Consider the following 26,129-nt stretch of genomic DNA (forward strand, 5'->3'; position numbering starts at 1 on the left):
AGAAATGAACTCAACAGAAATAGTCGGGTCAGTCCTTGTCAGGACATTATTCCTACGGATAATGCCGACTTTTCTCGCAAGCCCGAGCCCGTATTTTGCTTATGTTGTCCAGATCCCTGCTGTACCTCGCTGTCCTCAGTGCTTCTACTCCCTTGTTAGCCGATACCGTGTGGTTGAAGAACGGTGACAAGCTGAGCGGCAAGATCACGCTGTTCGATGGCGGCAAGCTGCTGATCCAGACCGAGTACGCCGGTGCGGTGACGATCGACTGGAAACAGGTCAAGACTCTGGACAGCGATCAGCAATTGCTGGTCAAGCAGGATGCCTACAGTGGCGAGAAAGCCAAGTCGCTGAAAGCGGCGGACGCCGGTAAGGTCACGCTGGCCAATGGCGACGCACCGAGGACGGTCGAACTGGCGAGCATTCAGCAGATTCTCAAGCCAAAACCGGTGGTCGAGGATCTGGTGTGGAAAGGCAACGTCGATATCGCGCTGGATTATCAGCGGGCGGAAAACGACACCGATGACTACGACATCGATTTCAAGACCAGTGCGCGCCACGGTCGCTGGCGGCACACCGCCGAGGGTGAATACAACCGCGAGTTCCAGGATGACGTGGTGACCACCGACAACTGGCGGGCCGAGTACTCCATTGACCGATTCCTGACCGAGCAATGGTTCTGGCAGGGGCGTCTGGAGTACAAGCGCGACAAGGTCGAACACCTATCCCGTCAGCGCACCGTCGGTACCGGTCCCGGCTATCAGTTCTGGGATAACGAGCTCGGGGCGTTCTCCCTGGGCTCGCTGGTCAACCGCACGGACTATGAGTTCTCCGATGGCAGCAAGGACAATTTCTACGCACTGGCCATGACGTGGGATTACAACCGCTACCTGATCGGCAAGCATGTCGAGTTCTTCACCAGTGGTGAGGTCGGCAAGCCGCTGTCGGGTGTGGCCGACTACGCACTCGATGCCGAGATGGGGTTACGCTACAAGGTGACTGACTGGGCTTCGCTGAACCTGAAGGCGGAGCGGGACATCATCAGCGGCACCGATGATGCGGATCTGGACAAGACACGCTACACCGCAGGATTTGGCGTGACTTGGTAATACGCTAAAAGATCGCAGCCTGCGGCAGCTCCTACAGGGGGGTTATGTTCACCCTGTAGGAGCTGCCGCAGGCTGCGATCTTTTTTACCTGTGAAAAACACACAGGCACAAAAAAGCCCCGCTGTTGAGGGCGGGGCTTTTTTACTAAAGCAAGTACAAGTTAGATAACTTGAACTTCTTCAGCTTGCATGCCTTTCTGACCGCGGGTAGCGATGAAAGAAACCTGTTGGCCTTCTTTCAGGCTTTTGAAGCCGTCGGATTGGATAGCTTTGAAGTGAACGAACAGGTCGTCACCGGATTGTGGAGTGATGAAGCCGAAGCCTTTTTCATCGTTGAACCACTTAACGGTACCGGTTTGGCGATTAGACATGGTGTAACTCCTTGAACAAAGATAACTGCGACTCAGGAAGAACCCTGGCCGAGACTGAGTGCAAAGAGCAGGAAAAATTCTTGTAGATGGTTGGATCGAAATTCAACATATCGTGTAGAGATTCTCAGTGACACAAGCAGCACAGTGGCGCCACCTTAACCCTTTTTCCGGGACGTGCCAATGCTTCTTGCGAAGGTTTCTCTGATTTAAGGATCGGCGGTGCGACGGTTCGTCGCCAGCACAGGTAATTCCTGCCTGTTCGGCGAGAATTGCACCGCGGACTTTGAACCCGGCGGCGCGCCCGGTAAGATGCCGGACAGAATTTTTCGACCTCGCTATTCAGGACACCCGCCATGAGCATCAAATCGGACAAGTGGATTCGCCGCATGGCGCAGGAACACGGCATGATCGAGCCTTTCGTCGAGCGCCAGATGCGCGGCAGCGACGATAGCCGTGTGATCTCCTATGGCGTGTCGAGCTACGGCTACGATGTGCGTTGCACCAGTCATTTCAAGGTGTTCACCAACATCAATTCGGCCATCGTCGATCCGAAAAACTTCGATGCCGGCAGCTTCGTCGACATCCACAGCGACGTGTGCATCATTCCGCCTAATTCCTTCGCCCTGGCCAGCACCGTCGAATACTTCCGCATTCCGCGTAATGTCTTGACCATTTGCCTGGGTAAAAGCACCTACGCGCGCTGCGGCATCATCGTCAACGTCACGCCGCTCGAGCCTGAGTGGGAAGGTCACGTGACCCTTGAGTTCTCCAATACCACCAATTTGCCGGCGAAAATCTACGCGAACGAAGGCGTGGCGCAGATGCTGTTCCTCGAATCTGACGAAGAATGTGAAGTGTCCTACAAGGACCGTGGCGGCAAGTACCAGGGGCAGCGTGGCGTGACCCTGCCTCGCACCTGAGTCAACCGTCCGACAAGTGCCGGGAATTCCTGAGCGGGCGTACACTCTATGGGGTGTACTGTTCCGATCCGCGCAAGGCGGGTCGGGTCATCGCCCAGGAGTGCCGAATGAAGATCGATCCGCGAATCAGTGCTGAACTGGCAAGGCTGGAACCCAATCAGGTTGGCGTTCTGGCCTGGTCCTTGTTGGCACATCCGCCCGTCAGCATGGCAGGGGGTATCCCCGGCCAGCCTGATCCTGATACCCCGAACGAACAGCCTAACGAACCGGGCGAGCCTACGCTGCCGGATGAGCCGCCGCCTGCGCCTATGGTCTGACAGTTCAGACACTACAGATCAAAAAATGTGGGAGCGACGGTGCGGCGATCCGACCTGCTCGCGAAATCGGTGTGTCAGACAACACAAATGTTGAATGTCAGACCGCATTCGCGAGCAGGCTCGCTCCCACAGTTTTTTTGTCAGGCGTTACTTCAGGTTGCCGCTGAGGAACTGCTTCAACCGCTCGCTTTTCGGATTGCCCAGCACGTCGTCTGGCGCGCCTTCTTCCTCAACCAGGCCCTGGTGCAGAAACAGCACCTGGCTCGACACTTTGCGGGCGAAGCTCATTTCGTGGGTCACCATGATCATGGTCCGGCCTTCCTCGGCCAGGCCCTGGATCACCTTCAGCACTTCACCCACCAGTTCCGGGTCCAGCGCCGAGGTCGGTTCGTCGAACAGCATGACTTCCGGCTCCATGGCCAGTGCGCGGGCAATCGCTACCCGTTGTTGCTGACCGCCGGACAGGAAGGCCGGGTATTGGTCCGCCACACGGGAGGCCAGCCCCACCTTGTCGAGGTAGCGCCGGGCGCGGTCCTCGGCTTCTTTCCGGTCACACCCCAGCACCCGACGCGGGGCCATGGTGATGTTTTCCAGCACCGTCATGTGGCTCCACAGGTTGAAGTGCTGGAACACCATGGCCAGGCGGGTGCGAATGCGCTGCAGTTCATTGGCATCGGCCACGTGTATGCCGTGACGGTCCTTGATCATGCGGATGTTCTGCCCGTCGAGGCTCATGGCGCCGTCGTTGGGTTGTTCCAGGAAGTTGATGCAACGCAGAAAGGTGCTTTTGCCCGAGCCGCTGGCGCCGATCAGGCTGATGACGTCGCCGGTCCTGGCCTTGAGTGAAACACCTTTGAGGACTTCATGATCGCCATAACTCTTATGCAGGCCTTCGATGGTCAATTTGTACATGGGGCGTGCATCCTCAAGGCGAAAGTAGATAGCCGCTGCGATAGGCTTCGGTGCCTGCGACGTGGGCAATCACCATGCCGGCAGTGGCCATGCGGCGCAGCGAGCGGGCGTACATCAACCCGGCTGTGGCGCAATGAACGGGAGTGACCAGATCGTTGACGGGATCAATGATCTCGGCGATCAGTTGCCCGGCCTCAAGGTATTCCCCCGGCAATGCGGTGAACACCAGCAGCCCGCCCACCGGTGTGGCCACCGGCTCTACACCGGCCAGCGGTGTCGCCGGATAGGGCAGGTCGGGCAGGGGCGCGGGTTCGCCGGCGATCGCGCCGAAATGGATCAGATAGTCGATCAACGCCTGACAGTCGAGGCTCGCCAGCGGGTGATTGACATCGCCCTGGCCGCGCAATTCGACGGTCACCGAAAAACTGCCTGGTGGAATGTCGAAGTGTTCGCCGAAGCGTTCCTTCAACTGCCACCAGAGCAGGGTGAAGCATTCGTCGAACGACTGGCCCCCGGAATCGGTCGCCAACAGGCTGGCCTCGGCACCGATGTAGCGGGCCAGTGGCTCGACCTGTGGCCAAGCCTCCGGCGTGGTGTACAGGTGTGCGACCGCTTCGAAATCACAATGCAGGTCGAGCACCATGTCGGCATCGCAGGCCAGCCGTTGCAGGGTCAGGCGCTGGGATTGCAGCTGGGTGCTGGCGGTTTGCCGGGCCAGCGCATTGCGCAGGCTGTTACGAATCAATTCGAGGTTGTGCTGCGGGTCGTTGCCGAGTTGGCCTTCGATCTCGTTGCCGACTTCTTCACTCAGGTCGACGAACCAGCGATTGAAGTTCTGCCCGGTTTCCAGCTCGAAGCGGCCCAGCGGCACGTCCATCAGTACTTGTTCCAGGCCAATCGGGTTGGCGACCGGGACCAGGACGATTTCGCTGCGCAAACGGCCAGCGGCTTCCAGCTCCGCCAGGCGTTGCTTGAGGTGCCAGGCCACCAGCATGCCGGGCATTTCGTCGGCGTGCAGGGAGGCCTGGATGTAGATCTTGCCGTTGGCGGGTTGTGGGCCGAAGTGAAAACTGTGGATCTGTCGTGCAGTCCCCGGTAGCGGGGCCAGCAGGTCATGAGTCTGGTGGCGCATGGATTTTTGTTTCCTGAAAACGGAGTCCTAGTGGGTCGGCCCGAGGAAGGCCAGCCATCGGCGTTCGGCAAGGCGGAACAGGCCGACCAGCGCAAAAGTGACGGTCAGGTAGATCAGCGCGGCGATACCGAACGACTGGAAGGTCAGGAAGGTCGCCGAGTTGGCGTCCCGCGCGACTTTCAGGATGTCCGGGATAGTCGCGGTGAAGGCCACGGTGGTCGAATGCAGCATCAGGATCACTTCGTTGCTGTAATACGGCAACGAACGACGCAGGGCCGACGGCATGATCACGTAGGCGTACAGCTTCCAGCCGGTCAGTCCGTAAGCCTTGGCCGCTTCCACTTCACCGTGGGCCATGCTGCGGATTGCCCCGGCGAAAATCTCGGTGGTGTAGGCGCAGGTGTTCAGGGCAAAGGCCAGGATGGTGCAGTTCATCGCATCGCGGAAGAAGCTGTCGAGCAGCGGTTGTGCGCGCACGGCGGCCAGGCTGTAGATCCCGGTGTAGCAGATCAGAAGCTGGATATACAGCGGCGTGCCACGGAACAGGTAGGTGTAGAACTGCACCGGCCAGCGAATGTAGAGGCGCGGTGAAACCCGGGCGATAGACAGCGGAATCGAGACGATGAAACCGAAGAATATCGATGCGCTGAGCAACCACATGGTCATGGCCAGACCGGTGATGTTGTTGCCGTCGCTGTAAAGGAAGGGTTTCCAGTATTCCTGCAGGAGTTCGATCATCGTACGGCCTCCCGGGTACCGGCGGAGTAACGACGTTCGAGCCAGCGCAGAATGAAGTTGGACGCGCTGGTGATCACCAGATAGATCAGCGCGGCAAGTACCAGGAAGTAAAACAGCTGATAGCTGCTTTTGCCGGCGTCCTGGGCAGCCTTGACCAGATCGGCCAGGCCGATGATCGACACCAGGGCGGTGGCCTTGAGCATTACCATCCAGTTGTTACCGATACCTGGCAGGGCATAACGCATCATCTGTGGGAACACCACGATCCAGAAACGCTGGCCGCGTTTGAGGCCATAAGCAGTAGCCGCTTCGACCTGGCCCCGCGGAACCGCGAGAATCGCGCCACGGAAGGTTTCGGTGAAATACGCACCGTAGATGAAGCCCAGGGTAATGACCCCGGCGCTGAACGGGTTGATTTCGATGTATTCCCATTCCATGAAATCGGTAAACGAGGTCAGCCAGGTTTGCAGGCTGTAGAAAATCAGCAGCATCAGGACCAGGTCCGGAACGCCGCGAATAAGTGTGGTGTAAAGCTGGGCAGGCACGCGCATCAGTTTGACTTTTGACAACTTGGCACTGGCGCCAAGCAGCCCGAGCAACACGGCTACCAACAGCGATAACGCCGACAATTTGATCGTCATCCAGGTGCCTTGCATCAGCAGCGGACCGAAGCCCTTGAGGCTGAAGGCAGAGAGCCCCAGATTTTCCAGTAGGTTTTCAAACATAAATCAGCAGCCTGATCGGATGAAAAAAGCGCCCATCCAGAGATGGGCGCCGGGCATTATTTGCCGCTGTACAGATTCAGATCGCCAAAGTGTTTCTTCTGAATGGTGGCGTAGGTGCCATCATCGTGTAACGCTTTGATACCTTTATCCAAAAGTGCTTTCAGCTCGGTGTTACCTTTCTTAATACCGACCGCTGTTTTGGCCGGCAGCAGTTCATTGTCGACCGGCTTGCTGACTTCGTAGTCGGCACCCTGTGGCGACTTCAGGAAGCCCAGTTCGGCTTGCAGCATGTCCTGGATCCCTGCATCGAGACGACCGGAAGTCAAGTCAGCGTAGACCTGATCCTGGTTGGCGTAGGCCTGGGTTTTTACGCCGGCCTTGTCCAGAATGGCTTTGGCATAGGCTTCCTGAATGGTGCCTTGTTCGTAGCCGACGGTTTTGCCCTTGAGGGACGCGACGTCTGCGGTCACGCCGGAACCTTTCTTGGACACGTAAGCGGTTGGGCCGGAAAACAGCTCGCTGGAGAAGTCGATGACTTTTTCACGGGCCGGGGTTACGGTCATCGACGAGATCACACCGTCGAATTTATTGGCTTTGAGACCGGGAATCATGCCATCGAAGTCACTTTCGACCCACTTGCACTTGACCTTCAGTTCGGCGCAGATCGCGTTCCCCAGATCGATGTCGAAGCCTACCAGGCTGCCGTCGGCCGCTTTTGACTCGAACGGTGCGTAAGAAGGGTCAACGCCGAAACGCAGTTCTTTGTACTCCTTCGCCATGGCGGAGCCAGCGGCCATGCACAACGCCAGTGCAGAAAGGGTCAGCAATGCTTTTTTCATTATTCAATCCCTAAAACCAATATGAGCGCTTGTGGCGCAGAATTATTGTTACTGGAAAGCGTAAGACCTGTTGAAAGTAGCAATTTCCGAACCAGAGTGCCGAACAAGCGTTTTAAAAGGTGTCTGGAAATAGCCGGAGACAGATTTATGCACGAAAACGGGCGCAGGGAAATGGCCGCACCCGTTCGACTCAAAAAGAAAAAATCTTGAGGATAAAAAGAAGGCTCAGCCGAGCAGATTTTGCAGGGTCGTCAAACTGTCGGCTTCGTCGACCGACTTGTCCTTGCGCCAGCGCAAGATGCGCGGAAAACGCACGGCAATGCCACTTTCGTGACGGTGGGAGAGGGCGATCCCCTCGAAACCCAATTCAAACACCAGGCTCGGCTGGACGCTGCTCACTGGGCCGATTTTTTCCACCGTGGTCTTGCGCACGATGCTGTCGACCTGGCGGATTTCGTCATCGCTCAACCCTGAATGCGCTTTGGCGAACGGCACCAGGGAACGTTCGCTGGCGTCTGGCGGGCCGTCCCACACGGCGAACGTGTAATCGCTGTAGAGGCTGGCCCGGCGTCCTTGCCCCCGTTGCGCGTGGATCAGCACGGCGTCAACGCTGAAAGGGTCGACTTTCCATTTCCACCACGCACCCACGCCCTTGGTCCGGCCGACGCCGTACAGGGCATCGCGTGGCTTGAGCATCAGGCCTTCGACACCGAGGGCGCGGGATGTCTCGCGCTGGCGGGCGAGGTCGAGCCACGTGTCGCCGGTCACCAATGGCGAGAGGCGCAACCGCGGATTGGCACAGTCACTGGTCACCCGTTCCAGTTGCGCGCGTCGCTCGGCCTGACGCCGGTTGCGCCAGTCTTCACCCTGCCATTCGAGCAAATCGAAGGCGATTAACACGACTGGCACTTCTTCGAGGATTTTCCGGTCCAGGGTTTTGCGAACGATGCGTTGTTGCAGGAGGGCGAAAGGTTGCGCCGCGGGTTGAAACACCTTGTCGATGGCGGTTGCTGCAGATTTCCAGGCGACGATCTCGCCGTCGATCACCGTTCCGTCGGGAAGGCTCAGAAATAAGCTGTCCAGTTCAGGGAAGCGTTCGGTCACCAGCCCTTCACCCCGCGACCAGATCCACAGTCGCCCTTCGCGCTTGATCACCTGGGCGCGGATACCATCCCATTTCCATTCCGCTTGCCAGTGCTGGGCAGGGCCGAGCAGGGCTTCGAATTGCTCCACGGGTGGCGACAAGACGTGGGCGAGGAAAAACGGGTAGGGCTGGCCACCACGCTGGGCGCGTTCATCCCGGGATTCGGCGGCGATCAATTTTAAGTAGCGGGTGGCACTGGGGCGATGGGTCTGGTCGGTGTAACCCACCATGCGCTGGGCCACACGTTTGCAGTCCAGGTGAGCCATGGCTGCCAGGGCACGGGTCACCAATAACCTGGACACCACGACGCGCAAGCTGCCGGTGATCAGTTTGATGCAGACCATCAGGCTCGGACCGTCCAGTTGCGTCCACAGCGCCGGTAATCGTCGAGCGAGGGACTGCTCTGTTTCGCCGCGCAGTGGCAGCAATTTGTCCTCGATCCACGCGGCCAGCCCGTCGGTCGAATGATGCGACGCTTGCGGTACAACCAGCGAAATGGTTTCCGCGAGATCACCGACTGCCTGGTAACTCTCTTCGAACAGCCATTGCGGCAAACCGGAAAACGCCACGGCCAATTCGCGCAGGACCCGTACCGGCACCAATTGCCGGGGGCGTCCCCCTGACAGAAAGTACAACGCCCAGGCAGCATCTTCCGGCCTGGCCTGGGCGAAGTAGTTTTGCAATGCCGCCAGTCTGGCGTTGTTCGAGGTGCACGTGTCCAGTTCGGTATACAGTTCGGCGAACGCCTTCATGGCAGCATCTCGGCAGGCTCGGCTTCGGCGATGACCACATCCTCTTCGTGATCACCGTATTGGGTATTGAACGCCATGGCCTCGAGCCCCTGCTCGCGCAGATGGCGTACCAGTGCGCCGGCCGATCCATCGGTCACCATGATCCGCTCAGCGCCAGTCTGTTCGATGGCCCAGAGCAGGCCGGGCCAGTCGGCGTGGTCGGACAGCACGAAGCCACGGTCCACACCGCGCTGCCGACGCATGCCACGCAAGCGCATCCAGCCACTGGCGAAGCCATCGCTGTAATCGCCGAAGCGACGCATCCAGCTGCTGTTCGCCGTTGAAGGGGGGGCGAGCACCAGCGCCTTGCGCATCAGCGGGTCGCTCTTTTTTACGTCGGCGGCATGAGTCGTGGGCGGCAGATAAACCCCCGCTTCGCGGTAGATCTCGTTGATGGATTCGACGGCGCCATGCACCAGAATGGGACCGAGTCGTGCGTCGATGCCATGGAGAATGCGCTGGGCCTTGCCGAGGGAATAACAGAACAGCACGCTGGCTTTTTCGACAGCCGCATTGGCCTGCCACCATTGATCGATCTCGGCAAACACCTGTGCCTGGGGTTGCCAGCGGTAGATCGGCAGGCCAAAGGTCGACCCGGTGATGAAGGTGTCGCAGCGTACCGGTTCAAACGGCGCGCAAGTGCCGTCGGGCTCGATCTTGTAGTCCCCGGATGCGACCCAGACTTGTGCGCCGTATTCCAGGCGTACTTGCGCCGAGCCGAGCACATGGCCGGCGGGATGAAAACTGAGGCGCACGCCTCGATGCAGCAGGCGCTCGCCATAGCGCAGGGTCTGCAGGTTGATGTTCTGGCCCAGTCGCGTGCGCAGGATGGCCTCGCCGGGCGCTGCCGCCAGGTAATGCTGATTGCCGGCGCGGGCATGATCGTCGTGGGCGTGGGTGATCACGGCGCGTTCGACCGGCCGCCACGGGTCGATGTAGAAGTCGCCGGCGGGGCAGTACAAACCTTCGGGGCGCGAGATAACAAGGTCCATTTCGTTACCGGAGTGGAGGGGCTTGTCAGCTATGAGGTTGGCGTGTGGCGAGAAGTTCTATTTGTTTTTGGGGGGATTAATAACATCCCCTGTGGGAGAATCTATGGTTGAGGGAAAGCCCTCAACCATAGATTCTCCCACAGATAGGGGGCGTGGTTATTTGCCGGGCGTCAGCGTCAACCGTGCCTTGCCATAGGCGTTGTCGAAGTTCTGCGGCTGCATCGGCAGGCTCATGTACTGGCCCTTGAGCCACGGTTCGATGCCGTTGAGGTAGTTAGGGCTGACCGGGTTGCCGGATTGGCCGGTGCCGTTTTGCGCCATCAGCGGTTCGGACTGGCCGAAGTCGACGATAAACCGCATGGCTGGCGCCAGTGTAGTGTTGAAGTCCTGGCCCCAGGCGAAGGCGGCGGTGTTGAGCGTAGTGTGATCGCCACCGGCCGGCAGCGGTCCGCGTACGGTCTGGCCGCTGCTGTTCTTCCATTCATAGCGGTGCAGTTTGCCCCACTGCCAGGCTTTGTGATCACTGCCCAATTGGCTGTCGCCTGCGCTGATCGCCGCGGCGAGGCTGCGAGCGAGGATCACCGGTTTGTCTTCTTTCTGCGCGGTGCGCACGTCATCCCAGAACGGGCTGTCTTCACGCCCGAGCAAGTGATCGGCCTGGGCCGCGTAGGAAAGCTTGCCGTTGGCGACAAAGGCCTTCCATGCCGGGCTGCTTTCCGGGCCCAGTTCATCGAGGAAGATCTGCCGGGTGCTTTCCTGCAGGAACAGTTCGTAGATTGCCGCATCGGTGGAGGTCGGGCCGAGCTTGCCGTCGAACGCCATCAGGCGGCTGTAGGCCTCGTGTGCCTTGGCACGATCTGCCGCCGGCAAGGCGTCCATGGCTTGTTTGAGCGGCTGGGTCATGCCCGGCGCTTCAAACATTTTCTTCAGCTTGGCAGCGAAGGTAGTGGTCTGGTCGTATTGCATGGCGATCAGGCTGCGGCTGTCGTGTTTGCCTGCGCCGGCCAGTTCGGCCAGGCGCTCGCCGCGCTCCGGAGCGGCCCAGGAATTTGACAGCTGCATGCCGTAGCCATGGGGAATGACCCGCTGGTTGGCGGTGCCGAGCCAGCCCTGGGCAGGGTCCTGATCGTACGGGTGCAGCATCGGGTCGGCGTAACCGTCCCAATCGTATCGACCTTCCCAGCCCGGCGAGGGCAACAGGCCTTCGCCTTCGCGGCGGTTCGGGTAACGACCGGTGACTTGCCAGCCGATGTGGCTTGCGTCGGCAAACACCAGGTTCAGCGCGATGGCGCGGATTTCTCGGCTGGCATCCGAGGCTTTCTCGACGCTCTGGGCGCGGGACAGGTCAAAGAACGCGTCCAGGGTCTTGTCATCGGTGAAGTTCGGTGCCTGCAAGGCCAGGCCGAAACCATTGGCCAGCGTGGTGCCCTGGGCGCTATTGAGCAGCGGGCCATGGCGGGTTTCGTACACCGCTTCGCGAATCGACCGCTGGCCTTTGACGAAATAGGTTTCATTGCGCACGATCGCCGGCTGCCACTTCCCGGCGTTTTCGTAGGTGAGCCCGTTGCCCTGGCGTTTGATCTTCTCCAGGAACAGGTCCTGGTTGTCACCCGTCACGGACGTCACGCTCCACGCTACCTTGCCGTTGAAACCACCGAGCACCATTGGCAGACCGGCGATGGTCACGCCGGATGCCTGATATTTCGGCGCGCGAATCTGCACGTAACTGAACAGCGAAGGCACGCCCAGCGGGCCGTGACTGTCACTGGCCAGCAGGCTCTTGCCGCTGCGGCTGCGTTGCGGGGCGATGGCCCAGTTGTTCGACGAGGTGGCGCCGAGCAGGTTCAGGTCCGACAGTTGCCCGGTGGCCTTGCCGAGTTCGGCCAGCCCCGGCACTTGCCCGTTGAGTTTGATGCCTTGCAGTTTTTCGCTTTCGCCGACCGGCAGTTTTTCGTCGGGAGCTGACGGCGTCAGCCACGCCAGTTTGTCGGTGGTGACGGTCTGGGCCAGTACCAGTGTGGAAATTTCTTCCGGCAGGTTGGTCGACTGGCTGAAGTTCAACAGGCAGAAAATCAGCGCCGAATCTTCCGGTTGCCAGTATTCAGGCTGGTACCCGGAGGCCGCGAGGTCCGCCGGCAGTTTGTCGCGGTAGCGGAAAAGGTAGGCGTTGACGCCGCGCGCATAGACCTCGAAGAAGCGCTTGAGACGCGGCGAAGAGGCCTTGTACAACTCGCCAGCACTTTTCTTCAGGTTGACCGCCCGCATGTAACGGTCGGCATCCAGCAGGTCGGCGCCGTGCATCTCGGCCAAACGGCCCTGGGCCAGCAGGCGCAGGGTGACCATCTGCGTGATGCGGTCGCTGGCATGCACGTAGCCGAGGGTGAAGAGCGCGTCGTGGAAGCTGTTGCTTTCGATCAGCGGCATGCCCATGGCATTGCGGCGCACCGAAACGTTCTGCGCCAGGCCCTTGAGCGGTTGCACGCCGGAGGTCGGCGGGAGGGTGTCCTGGGCGTTGAAGTTCTGACAACCGGTCAGGCTCAAGGCACCGGCCACTGCTGCGGCAACGCCGAACCGGGGTAGAAAATGAGTAAGGGCTGGCGAGGCCATGGCAAAGCTCCTGCGGGGGTGGTGGCGCAATAAAGGCGCTACGTTAGTGAGCAGGTGATGGCCGCGCAAGCGGGGTAAGAGGTTATTTCAGGATTTGTCAAAGATCGCAGCCTTCGGCAGCTCCTGTAGAGATACGCCGATCTCGCGCAGGAGCTGCCGAAGGCTGCGATCTTTTGACACTCAACAGTGGCTTGCCAGCCGTAACTGGTGGTATTGAAGTGCGACACGCTCGACAATCCTGGAGAAAAGCCGGCATGGAGCTCAAGACAAACGCGGCACTGATCATCATTGATCAACAAAAAGGCATCCTGCATCCCAGACTCGGCCGCCGGAATAATCCTCAGGCTGAAGCGCGCATGCTGGAATTGCTCGACCATTGGCGGCGCACGGTTCGGCCGGTGATCCATGTGCAGCACCTGTCCCGCTCGGAGGACTCAGTGTTCTGGCCGCAGCAGTCGGGGGTGGAGTTTCAGGAGCGGTTTCAGCCCATGGCCGGTGAACGCTTGATCCAGAAACAGGTGCCTGATGCGTTTTGTTCGACGGGGCTGGAGACTGAGTTGCGCGAGGCGGGGATCGGGCAATTGATCATCGTGGGTGTCGCGACCCACAACTCGGTGGAATCCACGGCGCGTAGCGCAGGCAACCTGGGTTTTGATACCTGGGTGGCCGAGGATGCGTGCTTTACCTTCGACAAGGCTGACTTTTTCGGCCATGTCCATAGCGCCGAAGAGGTGCATGCGATGTCGCTGGGGAATTTGCAGGGGGAGTATGCGACGGTGGTCAGCACCGCATGTGTATTAAAGGCGGACTGAAAAACCTGTAGGAGCAGCCGGTCGACGCTCGATTGCTCGCGATGGTGTGTCAGCTACACAGATGTCGACTGACAGTCCATCGCGTGCAAGGGAACTGCATCCACAGCACAGGTCTGCTCGCGAAGGCGATTCAACAGGCGAAGCAAGCCTTCGCCCGAAGCATCAAGCGCCGTGGCACTTCTTGAATTTCTTGCCGTTGCCGCATGGGCACGGATCGTTGCGGCCGACGTCTTTCAGGGCATTGCGCGCCGGTTCCTGGTGAGCGTGGCCGCAGTTCGGACCGTGGACATGGCCGTGGTCGTGATCATGGTGGTGATGGTCATGATCATGATCGTGGTTGCAGTCAGGGCCGTGGACGTGGGGTTGCTGGGTCATCGGTGTTGCTCCGGAATTAAATCGGCGGCGATTATCACGCCATTGCGCGCCAGGTGCACGTAGTGGGCGATGAATATACCGGTTTCCAGTTCACCATCCAGACGATAGGGAATGGGTTGATCGGATTTTTTCAGCAGTTTGGCCAGATCACGGACCTTGGACCACAGGTTGGTGCGGATTGGCACCTTGAAGTAAGCGCTGTGCCTGGGGCCGATGGTGAACCAGTGTTCGTACTCGCCGTCGGCCAGCAGTATGTCACCCAGGTGAACGCGATACTCCAGACTGCGCACCGTCAGGTCGCTGTCGTTGGGGTTGTCGATGCGAAAGTGCAGGAGGAATTTCTGTTCCAGCAGTTTGGCGCTGACCACCTCGATCTTCACCAGATGGACCTCGGGGTCCGGCAAGTCGTCGTCGAACCACGATGTACAGCCGCCGAGTCCGAGTGTCAGGAACAACATCAGCAGATAGAGTGCGCCGTGGCGGATGATCATCGTGGTGTTTCTCCCTTGAGCCCCGGTCCAGACCCAAAAGATCGCAGCCTTCGGCAGCTCCTGCGGGGGTGAACAGACATTCCATGTCCTAACTGCTGAAATAGCCTGCGCAACACTTCTTCATTTGCTGCTACAAAAAACTACCATGTTGTTTCAGGCGTCTTCGATCACATCATAGCTGGCTGTTGCACAGACTGAGTTCGAAGCTACGCCAATCACACAGCACCTTCGCTGGAATGGCGAAGAATTCGTTGAGGATGATCACGATCCTGCACACTGAAAATGGCTGTAGCCCTTATGGAATAAGGCTTGCAGGCGGATCGGTGGGAGTAGAACCTCTCCTAAGAGCAGGGTTGGCGGCTGAATCGCACTCACGTTGGTTTTTGAAGATGCGATCATCCGAGGAGATACAACCTTTGCTATATCGCTAACACCACCGTGCCCGTCGCTTGGTGCGCTACCATTTCAGAGCGAAGCGCCCCAATCAAATTTTCAATGGATCGGCTGGACGTCAGTTGGCTTGTCGTGACTGCGGTGGCCAGGAGATCGACTCGGCCAGAGGTAGGATCGAACACCTTGATCGTCAGTGATCCATCCGGATTGACTGAGCAGGTGCACGAGAGCGGCTGAAATCCACATTCAATAATGTGGCGAAGCTCAAGCGTAGAGATCATGGCTCACGTCCAAAGGGACAGGAGAATGGAATCTAACCTAGTAATAATAGCTAATGATATTCAAAGTGGGGGGGGGGCGTGCGTCATCGCTCACTGGCGGCTTCATGCCCGCGTTCTGAATCAGGCCGTCAGCGTTCGCTGTGGTGAGAGTCAGGGCCAGGGCGAGCCCTGCAATCAGTTTTTTCATAAAATTACTCCTTGTGTGTAACATCGTGCCACCACGCACACACCAAGGAATTGATCATGAAGGCATGGATTGGAGCGGTTGCACTGTTGGCTCTGGCGGGGTGTGCCAATCACCCGATGGACTGTGCAACAGGGTTCATTGCGTGGGACGACTGCCTGCCCGGCACCAAGGGTTATGCCATCCGGCAGGAAAGCCTGAAGAACCTTGCCGTAGCTGAAGGGCATCAGGCGAACAACGATGATGCTGAATGCCAGTCATTCGGTGCTCAGCCGGGTACGGATGCATACGTGAACTGCCGTATCCAGTTGAAGAAGATTGCCGCTGACCAGCAAACGCAAAGCGCGGATCAGAAGCAGCGTGCGGCTCAAGCGTTCTTTCTGAACCTGCAAAACCAGCAGAGTCAACAACAGAAGGCGTATGTGATGCCAGTTCAGCAGCCGGCCACACTACCAAAGCAAACGCACTGCACTTCGACCGCTTATGGTCAGACAGTTGATACCAACTGTTACTGAGAGGACGTACACCAAGGAATTCATCATGAAGACAAGGATAGCGGCAGTGGTTGCACTATTGGCTCTGGCAGGATGTGCGAACCACAGCGGGGGGCGTTATGAGGCGAACTGAAGGTAATTGGGAAGAGACGGTCGCGAATGCAGTCAATTCGATGGCGGAAGAGATCAACGAGATCAAGAAGTTTCAGCAGGACTGCGAGCGCGACAAAGACATTGCAATGATGATGCAGATGGCTGAAAAGCAGATGATGCATGCCACCAACTACACAAACCTGATCATGGTGGCTGGTTACGCAGGATACTTTGCGTTCTGGTCCACACTGGTAACCAAGCTCCCAAACTGGTTGTACGCTCTCTGCGGCCTGCTTGCTCTCCTGTCCCTACTGCTTTTCATCTCTTGGGAAGTGATCAAAATGACGTGGGGCACAGTGCACCTCAACCGCATCAACAAAATGATTCTCAAGACAGTGCGTGGGCCGAATGTCTTGAAGATCATTGATGCCGCTTCATCCTCACACAATGTCAGGATCAACAAGCTGTGGTTGTGGTTCTTAGTGCCGACTCTCACATTTGGGATAGGTGCCGGACTGCTGCTTTTGGGGTACTTTGCTGTCGAGGTTTGGAAGACCGTTTTCTGATTCGAATCCCATCCCGCGCCAAATTTTTCAGCCTCATGTTTATGAAGCTGGAAAACCAAGCCAGAAAAGTAATAGGGACGGGGCATCTGGAAAGTAGGGTTTTCACCTGCATCACTTAACCCTGTGCAACCGGCCAAGCCAGAAAGCTGAGCTTTTCAAAAGTAACATTCCGAGTTGTTAAAGAGCGGTGTGGCAACGGTGTTGTGTGAACATCTTTCTTTCCCCGTGGATTGTTCGCACTGCGTTAACGGAATGTGTTTGTTGATTGCGTCCTTCTGACTGCTGACGCTCTAGGCTTTAGCTTGACCAAGAACGTATGTCCCTGTGGGTTTGCTCACCACCATCACTCTGTTCCAGTGACGCTTCACTGTGGCAATGCCAATGCCTAGCTTCTCTGCTGCCTCAGACTGACTGCACCCTTGCTCCTTGAGTTCGAGAACATCACGAGTGGTTGACTGAGCTTCCGGCCTACCAAGCTTCTTACCTTCCTTCTTGGCACGCTCCAGACCTGCTTGTGTACGCTCGATCAAAAGATCACGTTCGAACTCAGCCACAGCCCCAAGCACTTGCATGGTCATCTTCCCAGCTGCACTGGTGAGGTCTACACCACCAAGAGCCAGGCAGTGAACACGGATGCCATTCGAGGCCAGATGCTCAACCGTCTGACGCACATCCATGGCGTTACGACCCAATCGGTCAAGTTTGGTGACAATCAGCACATCTCCGCTCTCCATACGATCTAGCAGTTTCTGGAAGCCGGGGCGTTCCGTTGCTGAGATGCTGCCTGAAATCGTCTCCTCGACGACCCTGCTCGCCTGCACATCGAAACCAGCACTCTTCACTTCCTGCACTTGGTTCTCGGTGAACTGGCTGGCGGTGGAGCAACGTGCGTAAAGGAAAGTGCGGGACATGGTGGGCGGCTCCTTGCTGGTATCGGTTAAGGTGGGATCACGATACAGAGGGATCACCTTCATGTCAAGGCTAGTTTAATGATACCAATTCGAGGCGCTTTTGCTGGCATCGTTTAACGGTCGTTTGATGAGCCTTCTCCACGAAGCACCCGGATGGCACTGGCGATCCCTTCGGCATTGGAGTCGAGCACCTGCAATGCGGTCACGGCGTTGTCTGCAACATCCACAGAGCCCCGCTCAGCCACCCACTTGGCGAGTTCTTCAATGGCAGCACCAATGCCGTTCTGGCTGATCACCAGCAGCTCTAGGGCGTTGGCTATGGCTTCGTTCTGGTCTGACATGGCAATCATCCTTGATGGAGAGATTCACAGCCTAGCCCAGCTCAGAGCGTCTGCATGAATCTGGTGGGTCACATCAGATCGGAGAGAAGAACTGCCAACACACCGCATGAAATTGAGAGCTACGGACGAAACACGCCAATTTCGTGCAGAAAACTCAAATTGGAAGCAACATACGCATCTTGCTTGGCAATCCTTGACCACCAGCTCTTACGGAATGCGGTTTCAGCGGTGGCGGACCTTGTCGCTCCAGGTCAACCGGGTGATGGGCGTAGGGTTTCGGTAGGGTTTTACATACGTTTCCGCAAGGTTTCCACTAGCACTGTCTGGATTGGGTGCCATCATGGACAGTGGCTTGAACTACATGGACAAGGAGAACGGGATGAATGGTTGGCAACGGGTATGGGTACTTGCGTGTGTTGGACTGGGAATCGCAGTGTTTGTGATGACAATGGATGCTTGGCCCACTACCGCTAGGGATGAAGAGTCGCACAGGCTCAGTGTCAGATCGAATGAACTGCAATTACAGATAATGCAGACCGCCACCGACTACCCTGATTATTCTCCGGGCGTTATCAATGAGAACAATACGCTTGATAAAGCGATACTCGCCATCGCACAAGAAGATGAAGACTACAGACTGAAGCCTTCCACGCTTTTCTCAAGACAACTGGCACTAGGGCTAACCTCAACTTGCCTCTGGCTTCTTGCATGCGGGATGCTTTATGCAATCGGGTTGGTTTGCAGATGGGTAGGTCGGGGCTTCAGCCCCAAGACGATGTAACGCCTTAACGTCGCCATAGTTGTGAACTGCCGTTCACGGCCCCGGAACAGCCTTTGATTGTCAGTCATCGGCTGTACCCTGTTTGGGATGGTTAGGCGTGGGCGATCAAGTATTGACGACCAGCCTCAGTGATACGAACTTCGATGTACTCACCGATTTCATTATCATCGGCCCCAGCATCCGTACCTTCTGCCAATCCGAACAAGATCAACTGTTTTAGATCGATCACATCCTGATCCATTAGGCAGGTTTCACCACAGTTGATGCGAGCCAGCAGCGACCTATAAACAACATTCACGTCATACATGAAGTATTTCCTCAGAGACAAACAGAGTCGTGTAAACATTCAGTGAATCCGACTATTCGAATTCGGAAATAGTTTACCACACTGTAGGAACTCGCCTTTATGGTGGGATTAACACGAGTGCTTCGCCCTTGGAACTCCGCTCCCTCGCCCTTGTACTACTTCACGTAAAAGCTGACTCTCTTCAGATGGGCGGATAATTGATTATCATCAATCCGCCAGTTCCAAGAAAGGGACACCGTTGTGAACGTCGTTCACAGGAATACTGTTGTGAGCCTGGCTCACGGGAATATGCATACAGCTCCGCTGTGAGGGTAATCAACGCTCCTGCACCGTTGGTCCTCCCAGTAGCACCGGTAAGCGGAGCTTACGTCATGTCCACTTCGAGCGTCGCTCGCCGTTATTGCACAACCAAGCGTCAGCTTGAAATTCAATCATCCCAGTTAGTTGGCGGATATATTGATATATATCAATCCGCCCACACCCATGAACTGCCGTTCATTGCCGGGAACGCCATAGACCTTCCGGTCTTGCACATACACAACAAATCATAACCACAATCCAGCTTCGCTGTTGCTTTTGATCTCCTTTACTGTGCAAGACGAATGCGTGAGCATTCAGTGTAATTCCCTGTCAGCGACGCTGACGATAGTACCATTCAAGCGACAGCTTACATTTTCACTTGCTGGGGATACATACGTATCAATATTCCCAGCTACACCTTCAGGCTATCGTCTCTCTACAAGGTATACAGTCGTAAAGTCCCTTCACTGGAGTCCACTTGTAAGCTGTCGCTTACCGTGCAATTCCTTCGACGGTAGTCGCCGAAGAAACTCCTTTATATAATAGGAATTTCTCGACCCCCTTGTATTTCGGTGCTTCCAGACGAATTCTTGCGTAACTTTTTATAAAAACTTACGGGAGAACTACGCGACTATAGCGAAGTTGCCCGCTACACCAACTGGGCTAACCGCTTCAAGGTGCAGACTGCCAACTGGGCGATACCACTCTCGGATGTACCCTTCCCGCGTGTTGTCACTGCCTCTGAAGATCAACCGAGGGTTCACAACCAGCTTGATCTCGCCCTTACGGATGCTACCGTCTCGCGACGTGTAGACACTTAGCATGTTGGCATCCACCAAGACCCGCAACTTTTTCATCAGGTTCGATTCAACCGTTCCCAGCTTCGCCGCCAAGTCAGCCAGAAGCAAGATGATGACGTTTCGATAGAGAACAAGCCCATGCAGTTGCTCAAGCAGGCGTTGCTGAGGCACTGTGATCCGACAGTCAACGCCAGTACGACGCCATTCTCCAAGAGCACGGTCCACTTCGTCACGCAGTGGATGCAGGGTATGTGCAGGTAATTTGCGTCGATCAACAAACTTCAAGTGGCGTTCAAAGTCGTCCACGCTTCGGCAGTCGCGAAGATTCGGTTGATAGTCAGCTGGGGTGGAAAAGACCGATGGTTTAACAATTTCTCCCGTGAGCTTGTCTACTACAAAGCCATCAACGGTGATCAGGTTTTTCGAGGGGGTAGCGGGGGGCGTGTTACTCATAATGATTCTCCTGTTCAAATTCATTTCATTGGCGTTACCTCGGTATTGCCGACTCATTCATTTCAATATTTTTTGAGGGTGTGCTTTGCCTGATTTCGGCCATTACACCCCCGTATCCACTGGCTGAAACCCATGTAAAAACACCCAACCCATAGGGTAGGTAGGGGTAGGCTCTTTTACATGGATTTGCGTCAGTAAACAGTATCGTTAGCTACGAACCTGTAAGAGTTCCAAAAACGCAGGGCTCACGTTCGCTAACTCTCCGGCGTCTACCAGTGTGCCGTTTCTGGACTTCAACCTGGCCCGCTTATAGTACTTAGCCAAAATGGCTTCGGACACTCGTACCATTCGATACTTTGCAGTTTCTCTCAGCTTGATGCATGAGGTGATCACCTTGACGATCAGATTTGATTCTTTATCTATAACGATGTAGTTCGACACTTTGATATTTCTCCTGTGTTGTTTTGGGTTGGCGTTTACCTCTGGATATTGGTTTTGCCTTTGGCGTTATTGCCTGGGTGCGACGAATCACGCCCAGCGGAGTACTCGCTAGGCTGATCAGCGTTATAATGCTTTATTACTTCAAGCGTGCCTGTACGACTCGACAACTAAAGTCGATAGGCTTTTTCTGGGAATTGCTAGCGGTCAGCCAGTTGTTCCAAGGCATCGTATGCCAGAGCATAAAGAGCTCGAATAACAGCATCTGAGCGTTCTGACGTGACCATCTCGGGATGAGTCTTTAACGCGATCATATGCTGGCGAATGAATGCCAGCTCGTTTTCCATTTCGAAGACGGAGGGGCGCTCATCTGAGTGGTGATAACTTTGATCAGAGCAGAGCTCCAATGAGCCACTTTGAATGAGGAGATTATCGGCGATATCGTGATCGCCATTAGCACGGAAATGGTCGATCAGTTCAGCGGTGGTATTCACTTCAGGTGTAGCGACATTAAATACTTGCATGTTATTTCTCCTTGTTCAGTTCATTAAAAGGGCGTCCTCTCGGGTTGTGCCTGATTTGTTTGGTAAATCGCAGACATAAAAAATACCCAGTGCCAGTTCTCCATATTATTGCGGAGGGCAATGAGTGCTTACTGTCAGACTATCGCGGTCTTGATCATCAGCCCACCCGGGGCTAGACGTGTGGGATATCCCCCACCGGATGTTCTTGAGTTGCTTGCTCAAGAGAGTCGGCAATATACGGACTTATGGGTGCCGAGTCAACTAGTATTTCTGTCATCCTTTATTGACAAAACCAGTTTCGAGCGGGAGAGAAAGCGTCTTGCTTAGTCAAGACAGCTATGTAAGCCCGTAAACACTGGGCTGGACGGAAGTGGGTACTTGGAGTCTGACGAAATTGGTGCAGGTTTTACCGACGTTTTTGGGGCATTTGATGAGTTTTGAACACTGGTTAAACGATTGAGAAGTTCCCTATCCAGTTGCACGGTTAGCGTACGAGCTGACAACGAACTTCTTCATTTTTCATCCGATGAACGTGGTTTTTTGTCATAGCGATCATTCCTTCACACCATGACGCGCTTTCAATGCTGCAAGGATTTCTGAAGGCAGTTCATCCCAAGAGTCAGTTTTAGCAAGGATGGCACCTACCTCGGTTAGTTCACCTTGGACCACCTGAAGGTCAACATACTCGTCATACATCGCCTCAAAGCGGATGCTGGCGCCCTTGTGCATCAGGTAGAACAGGAGGTTTTCCGCTTCGTCACTGAATGGGGTGGGGATGGCGTTGCTCTTGCTAACCCAATACGTCTCATCCGTCCTGCCGTGCTTGCTAACAAAGATGTGCAAGCCCAGTCTCTTGATGAGGTTGTTCGCTGCTACACGACCTTCGAACGAAACGAGGTCAAGCTTCTCAAAGAAATTCTCCTTGCTCATCACCTTGTCCGCTGTCAGTTGCTCGGTCAGGGTTGTGCGTTCAGCCTCAAGCGTGGCAATGCTGCCTTCCAATTCGTGGAGAAGTTTTGCACTGATACGAGATGGATGCTCAATGTGCGAGGCTTCTGCTTCGTCCTGCTTGCTCTTGAGTTCTGCAATCCGACCTTCAAGAATCTGAAGCGATTTCTGCAAACTGCCTGAGCTGTCTTGCACCAACGACAGGCTATCGACCTTGGTTAAAATCTCTTTGAATACTGCTTCAGTGCGTGGGGCACTGATGATCCCTGCGCCACACATACCCTTCATTGACTTAGAGCATTTGTAGTATTTCCGCCCACGCTGCCCTTGAAGGTGCATGAGTGCCCCGCATTCGTAACAGTTGAGGATGCCAGCCAGCACGTTGAAGTTGGTGGTGGTCTTGGTGATGCTGTGGGTCTTACGGGACGATCTGGCAGCATGGGCCAGGTAGTATTCATCCTCGGTCACCACGGCGGGGAAGTAGTCCTTGATCGGCTCACCGTCTGGAGTTCTCTTGCCGTCGATGAAAATGTGGGGTTGATACTCGCCCAAAACTGCGCGGCTACCGAGGATGTGACGCACGGTGCTAAAGCCCCACAGGCCGCTGAAGTTCTTCCTGCCAGCACTGAACGAGGGGATGCCTTCTTGATTCAATGTTGCGGCAATGACACGAGAGCCGTGGCCCTTGGTGGACAGTTCGAAGATGCGGCGGACGATTGCAACGTTGGTGGGGTTCAGTACGTATTCCTTGCCGTCTTCTGTGAGGTCGAGCCATAACGGGCGAAGCTTCCCTAGGGGCTTGCCAGTGGTGCGGGCATCCTTCTGTTTATTGCGCCACGCTGAAGATACCCGACCGCCCTTGAGTGCCGATTCTTCATGAGCACGGGACATCGAGATAATCGAGATGATCAGATCAATCTCGTTGTAGTCCTTGGTGTACAGGCGCTTGTCCACACTGGTGTAGACGTTGATCCCCTTCGCCAGAAGATCAAGGAAGCGGGGAAGGGCGTCCCTCACCTTTTCACGTGAAAGGCGGTCCAGCGATTCGACGACAAGATAGCTGCCCGGTGGGATGGTCCCGTCTTCAACGAAGCTCAGGAACCGGGCCAACTCGCCAGTATCGTCAAGGTGCTTACCTTTGAATGCCGAACGGCCTGCATCAAAGAAAAGGTATTCACGAGGATCAGCTAACTCAAGGTTGTTTTCATCGCAAAACTTCTTAGCAGCTTTCACCTGCCTTGCGTAACTGTCGCCTGCTGACTGGCGTTCGCTGCTGAAGCGGATGTAGCTGAAGACCTTACCCATGATGCGACCTACCCGAAACTCTATGGTAGGTAATTATGGCAGCATTTCTTGAACTTCTGCCCACTCGCGCATGGGCAGGTGTCATTGCGTCCGGGCTTGAGCGGCACGGTGGGGTCGATGAAATACCAGCGCCCGGTGTTTTGCACAAATGACGAACGCTCGCGGTGGCTGTGCTCGCCATTACTGTCGTGCCAGCGTGCAGTGAAGGTCACGAAAGCGTGTTCAGGCTGGCCGCCCAGCACTTCGGAGCTTTCCACCTCAAGGCCCAGCCACGTACTTTGCGCGCTCCAGTCGCTGATCGATTGACGGTCCAGGCCGGCCTGTTGGGCGGGCAGGGTGGTGGCCACCAGATAGTCGACCAACCCCAGCACGTAGGCGCTGTAGCGCGAGCGCATCAAGGCTTCGGCGCACGGCGCCGGGTGCCCGGCATGGTAGTGACCGCAGCAGGCGTCGAGCAGGGTGCCGCTGCCGCAAGGGCAAATGGGTGTACTCATTGCATTACCACCAGTATTTCCCGAAGTTTTCCGGATTGGCCCAGAAGCGCGAATTGAGCCAGTCAGGGACTTGTTTGTATTCAAGCAGATCGTAGGTGAACAGGGTCAAGACCTGTTCGTCCCGTTGAAAGCGTTCGCTGGCTTGCAGGGCCAGGGAGAAAAAGTCGGTTTCCTGCCAACCACACGCTGACAGATCCGCCAACACGGCGATGCGGCTGGCGTTGAGGTTGCGAATGCCGCCCAGCAGATTCAGGCCGTTGCGCTTGGGCAAATGCTCCAGGCAATCGACCACCAGGGCCAGGTCGAATCGGCGGGCCGCCAACTCGTCGGGCAACGGCCCGGGGGCAGCGAAAGCGACGCTGCTGTCCGGGTGAGCGAGCTTGAAAGCCTCCAGCGCCGGGAACTCGCTGGCGCCGATCAACAACAGGCGCGCGGGGGCATATCGGTCAAGCAAAGCGGCCAGTGCCTGCTGCGGCGTGCGTGAAGAAATACCTGCAATCATCGAAGATCCTCAATCAGATCTGCCAAGACTAGCCTGACCGAACGTTCGGGCCTAGAGCGGCCGGGCGACAAAAGCATCAACCTGTCGTTAATACACGAATAAACAGCATGGCCTATTGCTGGCGGAGATTAAAACTCGGGTCTTTACTACCTGAATCGGTTTTAAGCCGATCCCTCAGGAGAAAACTAGATGAGCATAGTACGGACAGCATTACCCTTGGTTCTGCTAACCAGTGTCTTGACTGGTTGCGCAGGTTTGCAGAAAACCGACTGGCCGACCTGTGCGGCGGTCGGTGGTGTCGTGGGTGCGGGCCTCGGTGCGACCGAAAGCTCGGCATGGGCAGGGTATGGTGCTCTGCTCGTCGGCGGTACGGCGGCGGCTTATTGCTGGGTTCATGGTGATGGCGACGAAGACGGCGATGGTGTGCCAGACAGTCGCGACAAGTGCCCAGGCACGCCAAAAGGCGTTAAGGTCGATGCCAACGGTTGCCCACCACCTGCACCTGCACCTGTGGTCGAAGAAGTGGCTGTAGTCCAGGAAGAAACCATCGTCATCCGCGATGTTCACTTCCAGTTTAATAAAGCCACGCTTACCTCGTCCGATAAACAGGTACTCGACAAGATTGCCACTCGCTTGAAAGCCGAGGCCCCTACTGCTCAACTGACCGTAACCGGCCATACCGACAGCGTGGGCAGTGACACCTATAACCAGAAACTGTCGGATAAACGCGCCCACTCGGTGGTTGAATACCTCATCGGGCAAGGCGTACCTCGCAGCAACTTCGTGTCGGTTGTCGGTGCCGGTGAAAGCCAGCCAGTTGCGGACAACAAAACCGCTGACGGCCGTGCACAGAACCGTCGTACCGAAATCAAAATCCAGCGTTAAGCCCCCCCGGGTCCGCGCCTTGTGCAGTCGCGGATGCGGGTCTTTACTCCTGTGTGACCGGTATTGGCCGGTGACACAGGAGCTTTCAACATGATCGTTCTCACAAGGACCGTCTTGCCGGTTCTGCTACTTGGCAGCCTCTTGACCGGTTGCGCCACCCACAGCGATGGCAGTGCCCCCCTCAATCAACGCACCTGGCCAATTTGCAGCGTGATCGGTGGCCTGGTCGGTGGTGGCCTGGGCGCAATCGAGAGTGGCGCTTGGGCCGCGGGTGGGGCGGCGCTGGGTATCTTGTCTGGCGGCTTGATCTGCTATGCCCAGGATGGCGACGAAGACGGCGACGGCGTTTTCGACCGACGTGACCGTTGCGCTGATACTCCCGCCAATACCCCGGTCGACCATCGCGGTTGCCCGGCGCCGCAGTACCCGGACAGCGTCCAGGCCGAGCCTGCGCAATCCGAAGTCATCACCCTGAGCGATGACGTACTGTTTGCCTTCAATCAATCCGACCTGACCCCGACGGCGAAGAGTCAACTGGACGCGTTGATGAGCAAGTTCGAGGATGCCGATGTGGTCAGCATCAAAGTGGTCGGCCATACCGACAGCGTCGGTTCGGATGCCTATAACCAGACCTTGTCGGAGCGACGTGCCAGCAGCGTGGCGGAATACTTGTTAAGCCAGGGTGTGGCGCCGAACAAAGTCACCAGCGAAGGCAACGGCGCGAGCCAACCGATTGCCGACAACGAAACAGAAGAAGGCCGTGCGAAAAACCGTCGCGTGGATCTGCATATAAACCGCTGAGCCATGAGATAGAGCCGTCGGGCGACATTTGTGAGCGGTGCGACGGCCGTTCGG

The 26,129-nt window shown here is 56.6% G+C and carries 30 protein-coding genes; 9 read left to right on the plus strand and 21 right to left on the minus strand.

The features are described from left to right. Positions 1-101 precede the first annotated feature (101 nt). Positions 102-1,109 (plus strand): DUF481 domain-containing protein, encoded by a 1,008-nt coding sequence (locus tag KGA83_RS26280; RefSeq protein WP_108216702.1) that lies wholly within the window; start codon positions 102-104, stop codon positions 1,107-1,109. 160 nt (positions 1,110-1,269) lie between these two features. Here the strand turns inward: KGA83_RS26280 and KGA83_RS26285 are convergent, their stop codons facing one another. Beyond that, complete coding sequence (locus KGA83_RS26285) at positions 1,270-1,479, minus strand: cold-shock protein (RefSeq protein ID WP_002554837.1); 210 nt, start codon at positions 1,477-1,479, stop codon at positions 1,270-1,272. A 353-nt stretch (positions 1,480-1,832) separates the two neighbouring features. On the opposite strand from KGA83_RS26285, the gene dcd reads away from it, so the two are divergent. Next, the gene (dcd, locus tag KGA83_RS26290; RefSeq protein ID WP_085724551.1) at positions 1,833-2,399 is read left to right on the plus strand and encodes a dCTP deaminase; all 567 of its coding nucleotides are present in this window, start codon (positions 1,833-1,835) and stop codon (positions 2,397-2,399) included. Positions 2,400-2,506: 107 nt separating this feature from the next. Then, positions 2,507-2,716, plus strand: a complete 210-nt coding sequence (locus KGA83_RS26295; protein ID WP_108216703.1) for a hypothetical protein — start codon at positions 2,507-2,509, stop codon at positions 2,714-2,716. A gap of 147 nt (positions 2,717-2,863) precedes the next feature. Here the strand turns inward: KGA83_RS26295 and KGA83_RS26300 are convergent, their stop codons facing one another. The 8 genes from KGA83_RS26300 to KGA83_RS26335 form a co-directional block, all read right to left on the minus strand. Beyond that, positions 2,864-3,628: an ABC transporter ATP-binding protein gene (locus tag KGA83_RS26300; RefSeq protein WP_115948235.1), complete on the minus strand. Its 765-nt coding sequence runs from the start codon at positions 3,626-3,628 to the stop codon at positions 2,864-2,866. Positions 3,629-3,641: 13 nt separating this feature from the next. Beyond that, on the minus strand, positions 3,642-4,760 hold the full coding sequence (locus tag KGA83_RS26305; RefSeq protein ID WP_108216705.1) for a succinylglutamate desuccinylase/aspartoacylase family protein: 1,119 nt from the start codon (positions 4,758-4,760) through the stop codon (positions 3,642-3,644). A 27-nt stretch (positions 4,761-4,787) separates the two neighbouring features. Continuing rightward, entirely contained in the window at positions 4,788-5,498 is a 711-nt protein-coding gene (locus tag KGA83_RS26310) for an ABC transporter permease (protein ID WP_108216706.1), read from the minus strand. Beyond that, entirely contained in the window at positions 5,495-6,223 is a 729-nt protein-coding gene (locus tag KGA83_RS26315; RefSeq protein ID WP_108216707.1) for an ABC transporter permease, read from the minus strand. The genes KGA83_RS26310 and KGA83_RS26315 overlap by 4 nt, the downstream gene beginning before the upstream one ends. A 56-nt stretch (positions 6,224-6,279) precedes the next feature. Further along, positions 6,280-7,062: a transporter substrate-binding domain-containing protein gene (locus KGA83_RS26320; RefSeq protein WP_007996874.1), complete on the minus strand. Its 783-nt coding sequence runs from the start codon at positions 7,060-7,062 to the stop codon at positions 6,280-6,282. 225 nt (positions 7,063-7,287) lie between these two features. After that, the gene (locus KGA83_RS26325) at positions 7,288-8,958 is read right to left on the minus strand and encodes an ATP-dependent DNA ligase (RefSeq protein ID WP_223531202.1); all 1,671 of its coding nucleotides are present in this window, start codon (positions 8,956-8,958) and stop codon (positions 7,288-7,290) included. After that, entirely contained in the window at positions 8,955-9,989 is a 1,035-nt protein-coding gene (locus KGA83_RS26330; RefSeq protein ID WP_223531203.1) for a ligase-associated DNA damage response exonuclease, read from the minus strand. The genes KGA83_RS26325 and KGA83_RS26330 overlap by 4 nt, the downstream gene beginning before the upstream one ends. 156 nt (positions 9,990-10,145) lie before the next feature. Next, a complete protein-coding gene (locus KGA83_RS26335) occupies positions 10,146-12,596 on the minus strand; it encodes a penicillin acylase family protein (RefSeq protein ID WP_108216710.1) in 2,451 nt (816 codons plus the stop codon). Positions 12,597-12,850: 254 nt separating this feature from the next. Here KGA83_RS26335 and KGA83_RS26340 point away from each other — a divergent pair, with 254 nt between their 5' ends. After that, entirely contained in the window at positions 12,851-13,408 is a 558-nt protein-coding gene (locus KGA83_RS26340) for a cysteine hydrolase family protein (RefSeq protein WP_108216711.1), read from the plus strand. 162 nt (positions 13,409-13,570) lie between these two features. Here the strand turns inward: KGA83_RS26340 and KGA83_RS26345 are convergent, their stop codons facing one another. The 4 genes from KGA83_RS26345 to KGA83_RS26360 form a co-directional block, all read right to left on the minus strand. Next, positions 13,571-13,783 carry an SEC-C metal-binding domain-containing protein gene (locus tag KGA83_RS26345; protein WP_108216712.1) on the minus strand — a complete coding sequence of 71 codons (213 nt, stop codon included), beginning with the start codon at positions 13,781-13,783 and terminating at the stop codon, positions 13,571-13,573. Continuing rightward, positions 13,780-14,274 (minus strand): LEA type 2 family protein, encoded by a 495-nt coding sequence (locus tag KGA83_RS26350; protein ID WP_108216713.1) that lies wholly within the window; start codon positions 14,272-14,274, stop codon positions 13,780-13,782. The genes KGA83_RS26345 and KGA83_RS26350 overlap by 4 nt, the downstream gene beginning before the upstream one ends. Positions 14,275-14,693: 419 nt before the next feature. After that, complete coding sequence (locus tag KGA83_RS26355) at positions 14,694-14,948, minus strand: DUF1652 domain-containing protein (protein WP_223531204.1); 255 nt, start codon at positions 14,946-14,948, stop codon at positions 14,694-14,696. A 37-nt stretch (positions 14,949-14,985) separates the two neighbouring features. Next, complete coding sequence (locus KGA83_RS26360) at positions 14,986-15,135, minus strand: hypothetical protein (RefSeq protein ID WP_223531205.1); 150 nt, start codon at positions 15,133-15,135, stop codon at positions 14,986-14,988. A gap of 56 nt (positions 15,136-15,191) precedes the next feature. On the opposite strand from KGA83_RS26360, the gene KGA83_RS26365 reads away from it, so the two are divergent. Together KGA83_RS26365 and KGA83_RS26370 are read left to right on the plus strand one after the other, a co-directional pair. Further along, positions 15,192-15,647, plus strand: a complete 456-nt coding sequence (locus KGA83_RS26365) for a hypothetical protein (RefSeq protein WP_223531206.1) — start codon at positions 15,192-15,194, stop codon at positions 15,645-15,647. Positions 15,648-15,745: 98 nt separating this feature from the next. Beyond that, the gene (locus tag KGA83_RS26370; protein ID WP_223531207.1) at positions 15,746-16,285 is read left to right on the plus strand and encodes a hypothetical protein; all 540 of its coding nucleotides are present in this window, start codon (positions 15,746-15,748) and stop codon (positions 16,283-16,285) included. A 290-nt stretch (positions 16,286-16,575) separates the two neighbouring features. Here KGA83_RS26370 and KGA83_RS26375 read toward each other — a convergent pair whose 3' ends face one another. Then, complete coding sequence (locus KGA83_RS26375; protein ID WP_223531208.1) at positions 16,576-17,196, minus strand: recombinase family protein; 621 nt, start codon at positions 17,194-17,196, stop codon at positions 16,576-16,578. A gap of 113 nt (positions 17,197-17,309) precedes the next feature. Then, positions 17,310-17,537, minus strand: a complete 228-nt coding sequence (locus KGA83_RS26380; protein WP_223531209.1) for a hypothetical protein — start codon at positions 17,535-17,537, stop codon at positions 17,310-17,312. Between the two features lie 379 nt (positions 17,538-17,916). On the opposite strand from KGA83_RS26380, the gene KGA83_RS26385 reads away from it, so the two are divergent. Then, positions 17,917-18,318, plus strand: a complete 402-nt coding sequence (locus KGA83_RS26385) for a hypothetical protein (RefSeq protein WP_223531210.1) — start codon at positions 17,917-17,919, stop codon at positions 18,316-18,318. A gap of 91 nt (positions 18,319-18,409) precedes the next feature. Here KGA83_RS26385 and KGA83_RS26390 read toward each other — a convergent pair whose 3' ends face one another. The 6 genes from KGA83_RS26390 to KGA83_RS26415 form a co-directional block, all read right to left on the minus strand. Beyond that, on the minus strand, positions 18,410-18,625 hold the full coding sequence (locus KGA83_RS26390; RefSeq protein WP_223531211.1) for a hypothetical protein: 216 nt from the start codon (positions 18,623-18,625) through the stop codon (positions 18,410-18,412). Between the two features lie 923 nt (positions 18,626-19,548). Then, positions 19,549-20,178, minus strand: coding sequence for a hypothetical protein (locus KGA83_RS26395; protein WP_223531212.1), 630 nt, complete (start codon positions 20,176-20,178; stop codon positions 19,549-19,551). Between the two features lie 638 nt (positions 20,179-20,816). Further along, complete coding sequence (locus KGA83_RS26400) at positions 20,817-21,140, minus strand: hypothetical protein (RefSeq protein WP_223531213.1); 324 nt, start codon at positions 21,138-21,140, stop codon at positions 20,817-20,819. Positions 21,141-21,692: 552 nt separating this feature from the next. Further along, positions 21,693-23,393, minus strand: a complete 1,701-nt coding sequence (locus tag KGA83_RS26405) for a recombinase family protein (protein WP_223531214.1) — start codon at positions 23,391-23,393, stop codon at positions 21,693-21,695. A 20-nt stretch (positions 23,394-23,413) separates the two neighbouring features. Further along, positions 23,414-23,887, minus strand: coding sequence for a YchJ family protein (locus tag KGA83_RS26410; protein ID WP_223531215.1), 474 nt, complete (start codon positions 23,885-23,887; stop codon positions 23,414-23,416). A gap of 4 nt (positions 23,888-23,891) precedes the next feature. After that, the gene (locus tag KGA83_RS26415; protein WP_108216715.1) at positions 23,892-24,389 is read right to left on the minus strand and encodes a DUF6231 family protein; all 498 of its coding nucleotides are present in this window, start codon (positions 24,387-24,389) and stop codon (positions 23,892-23,894) included. A 189-nt stretch (positions 24,390-24,578) separates the two neighbouring features. Between KGA83_RS26415 and KGA83_RS26420 the strand changes: the two genes are divergently transcribed. Then, entirely contained in the window at positions 24,579-25,274 is a 696-nt protein-coding gene (locus KGA83_RS26420) for an OmpA family protein (RefSeq protein WP_108216716.1), read from the plus strand. A gap of 90 nt (positions 25,275-25,364) precedes the next feature. Next, the gene (locus tag KGA83_RS26425; RefSeq protein WP_223531216.1) at positions 25,365-26,075 is read left to right on the plus strand and encodes an OmpA family protein; all 711 of its coding nucleotides are present in this window, start codon (positions 25,365-25,367) and stop codon (positions 26,073-26,075) included. The last annotated feature ends 54 nt before the right edge of the window (positions 26,076-26,129 follow it).

Origin of the sequence: Pseudomonas sp. GL-R-19 (assembly GCF_019956375.1) — a bacterium.
GTDB lineage: Bacteria > Pseudomonadota > Gammaproteobacteria > Pseudomonadales > Pseudomonadaceae > Aquipseudomonas.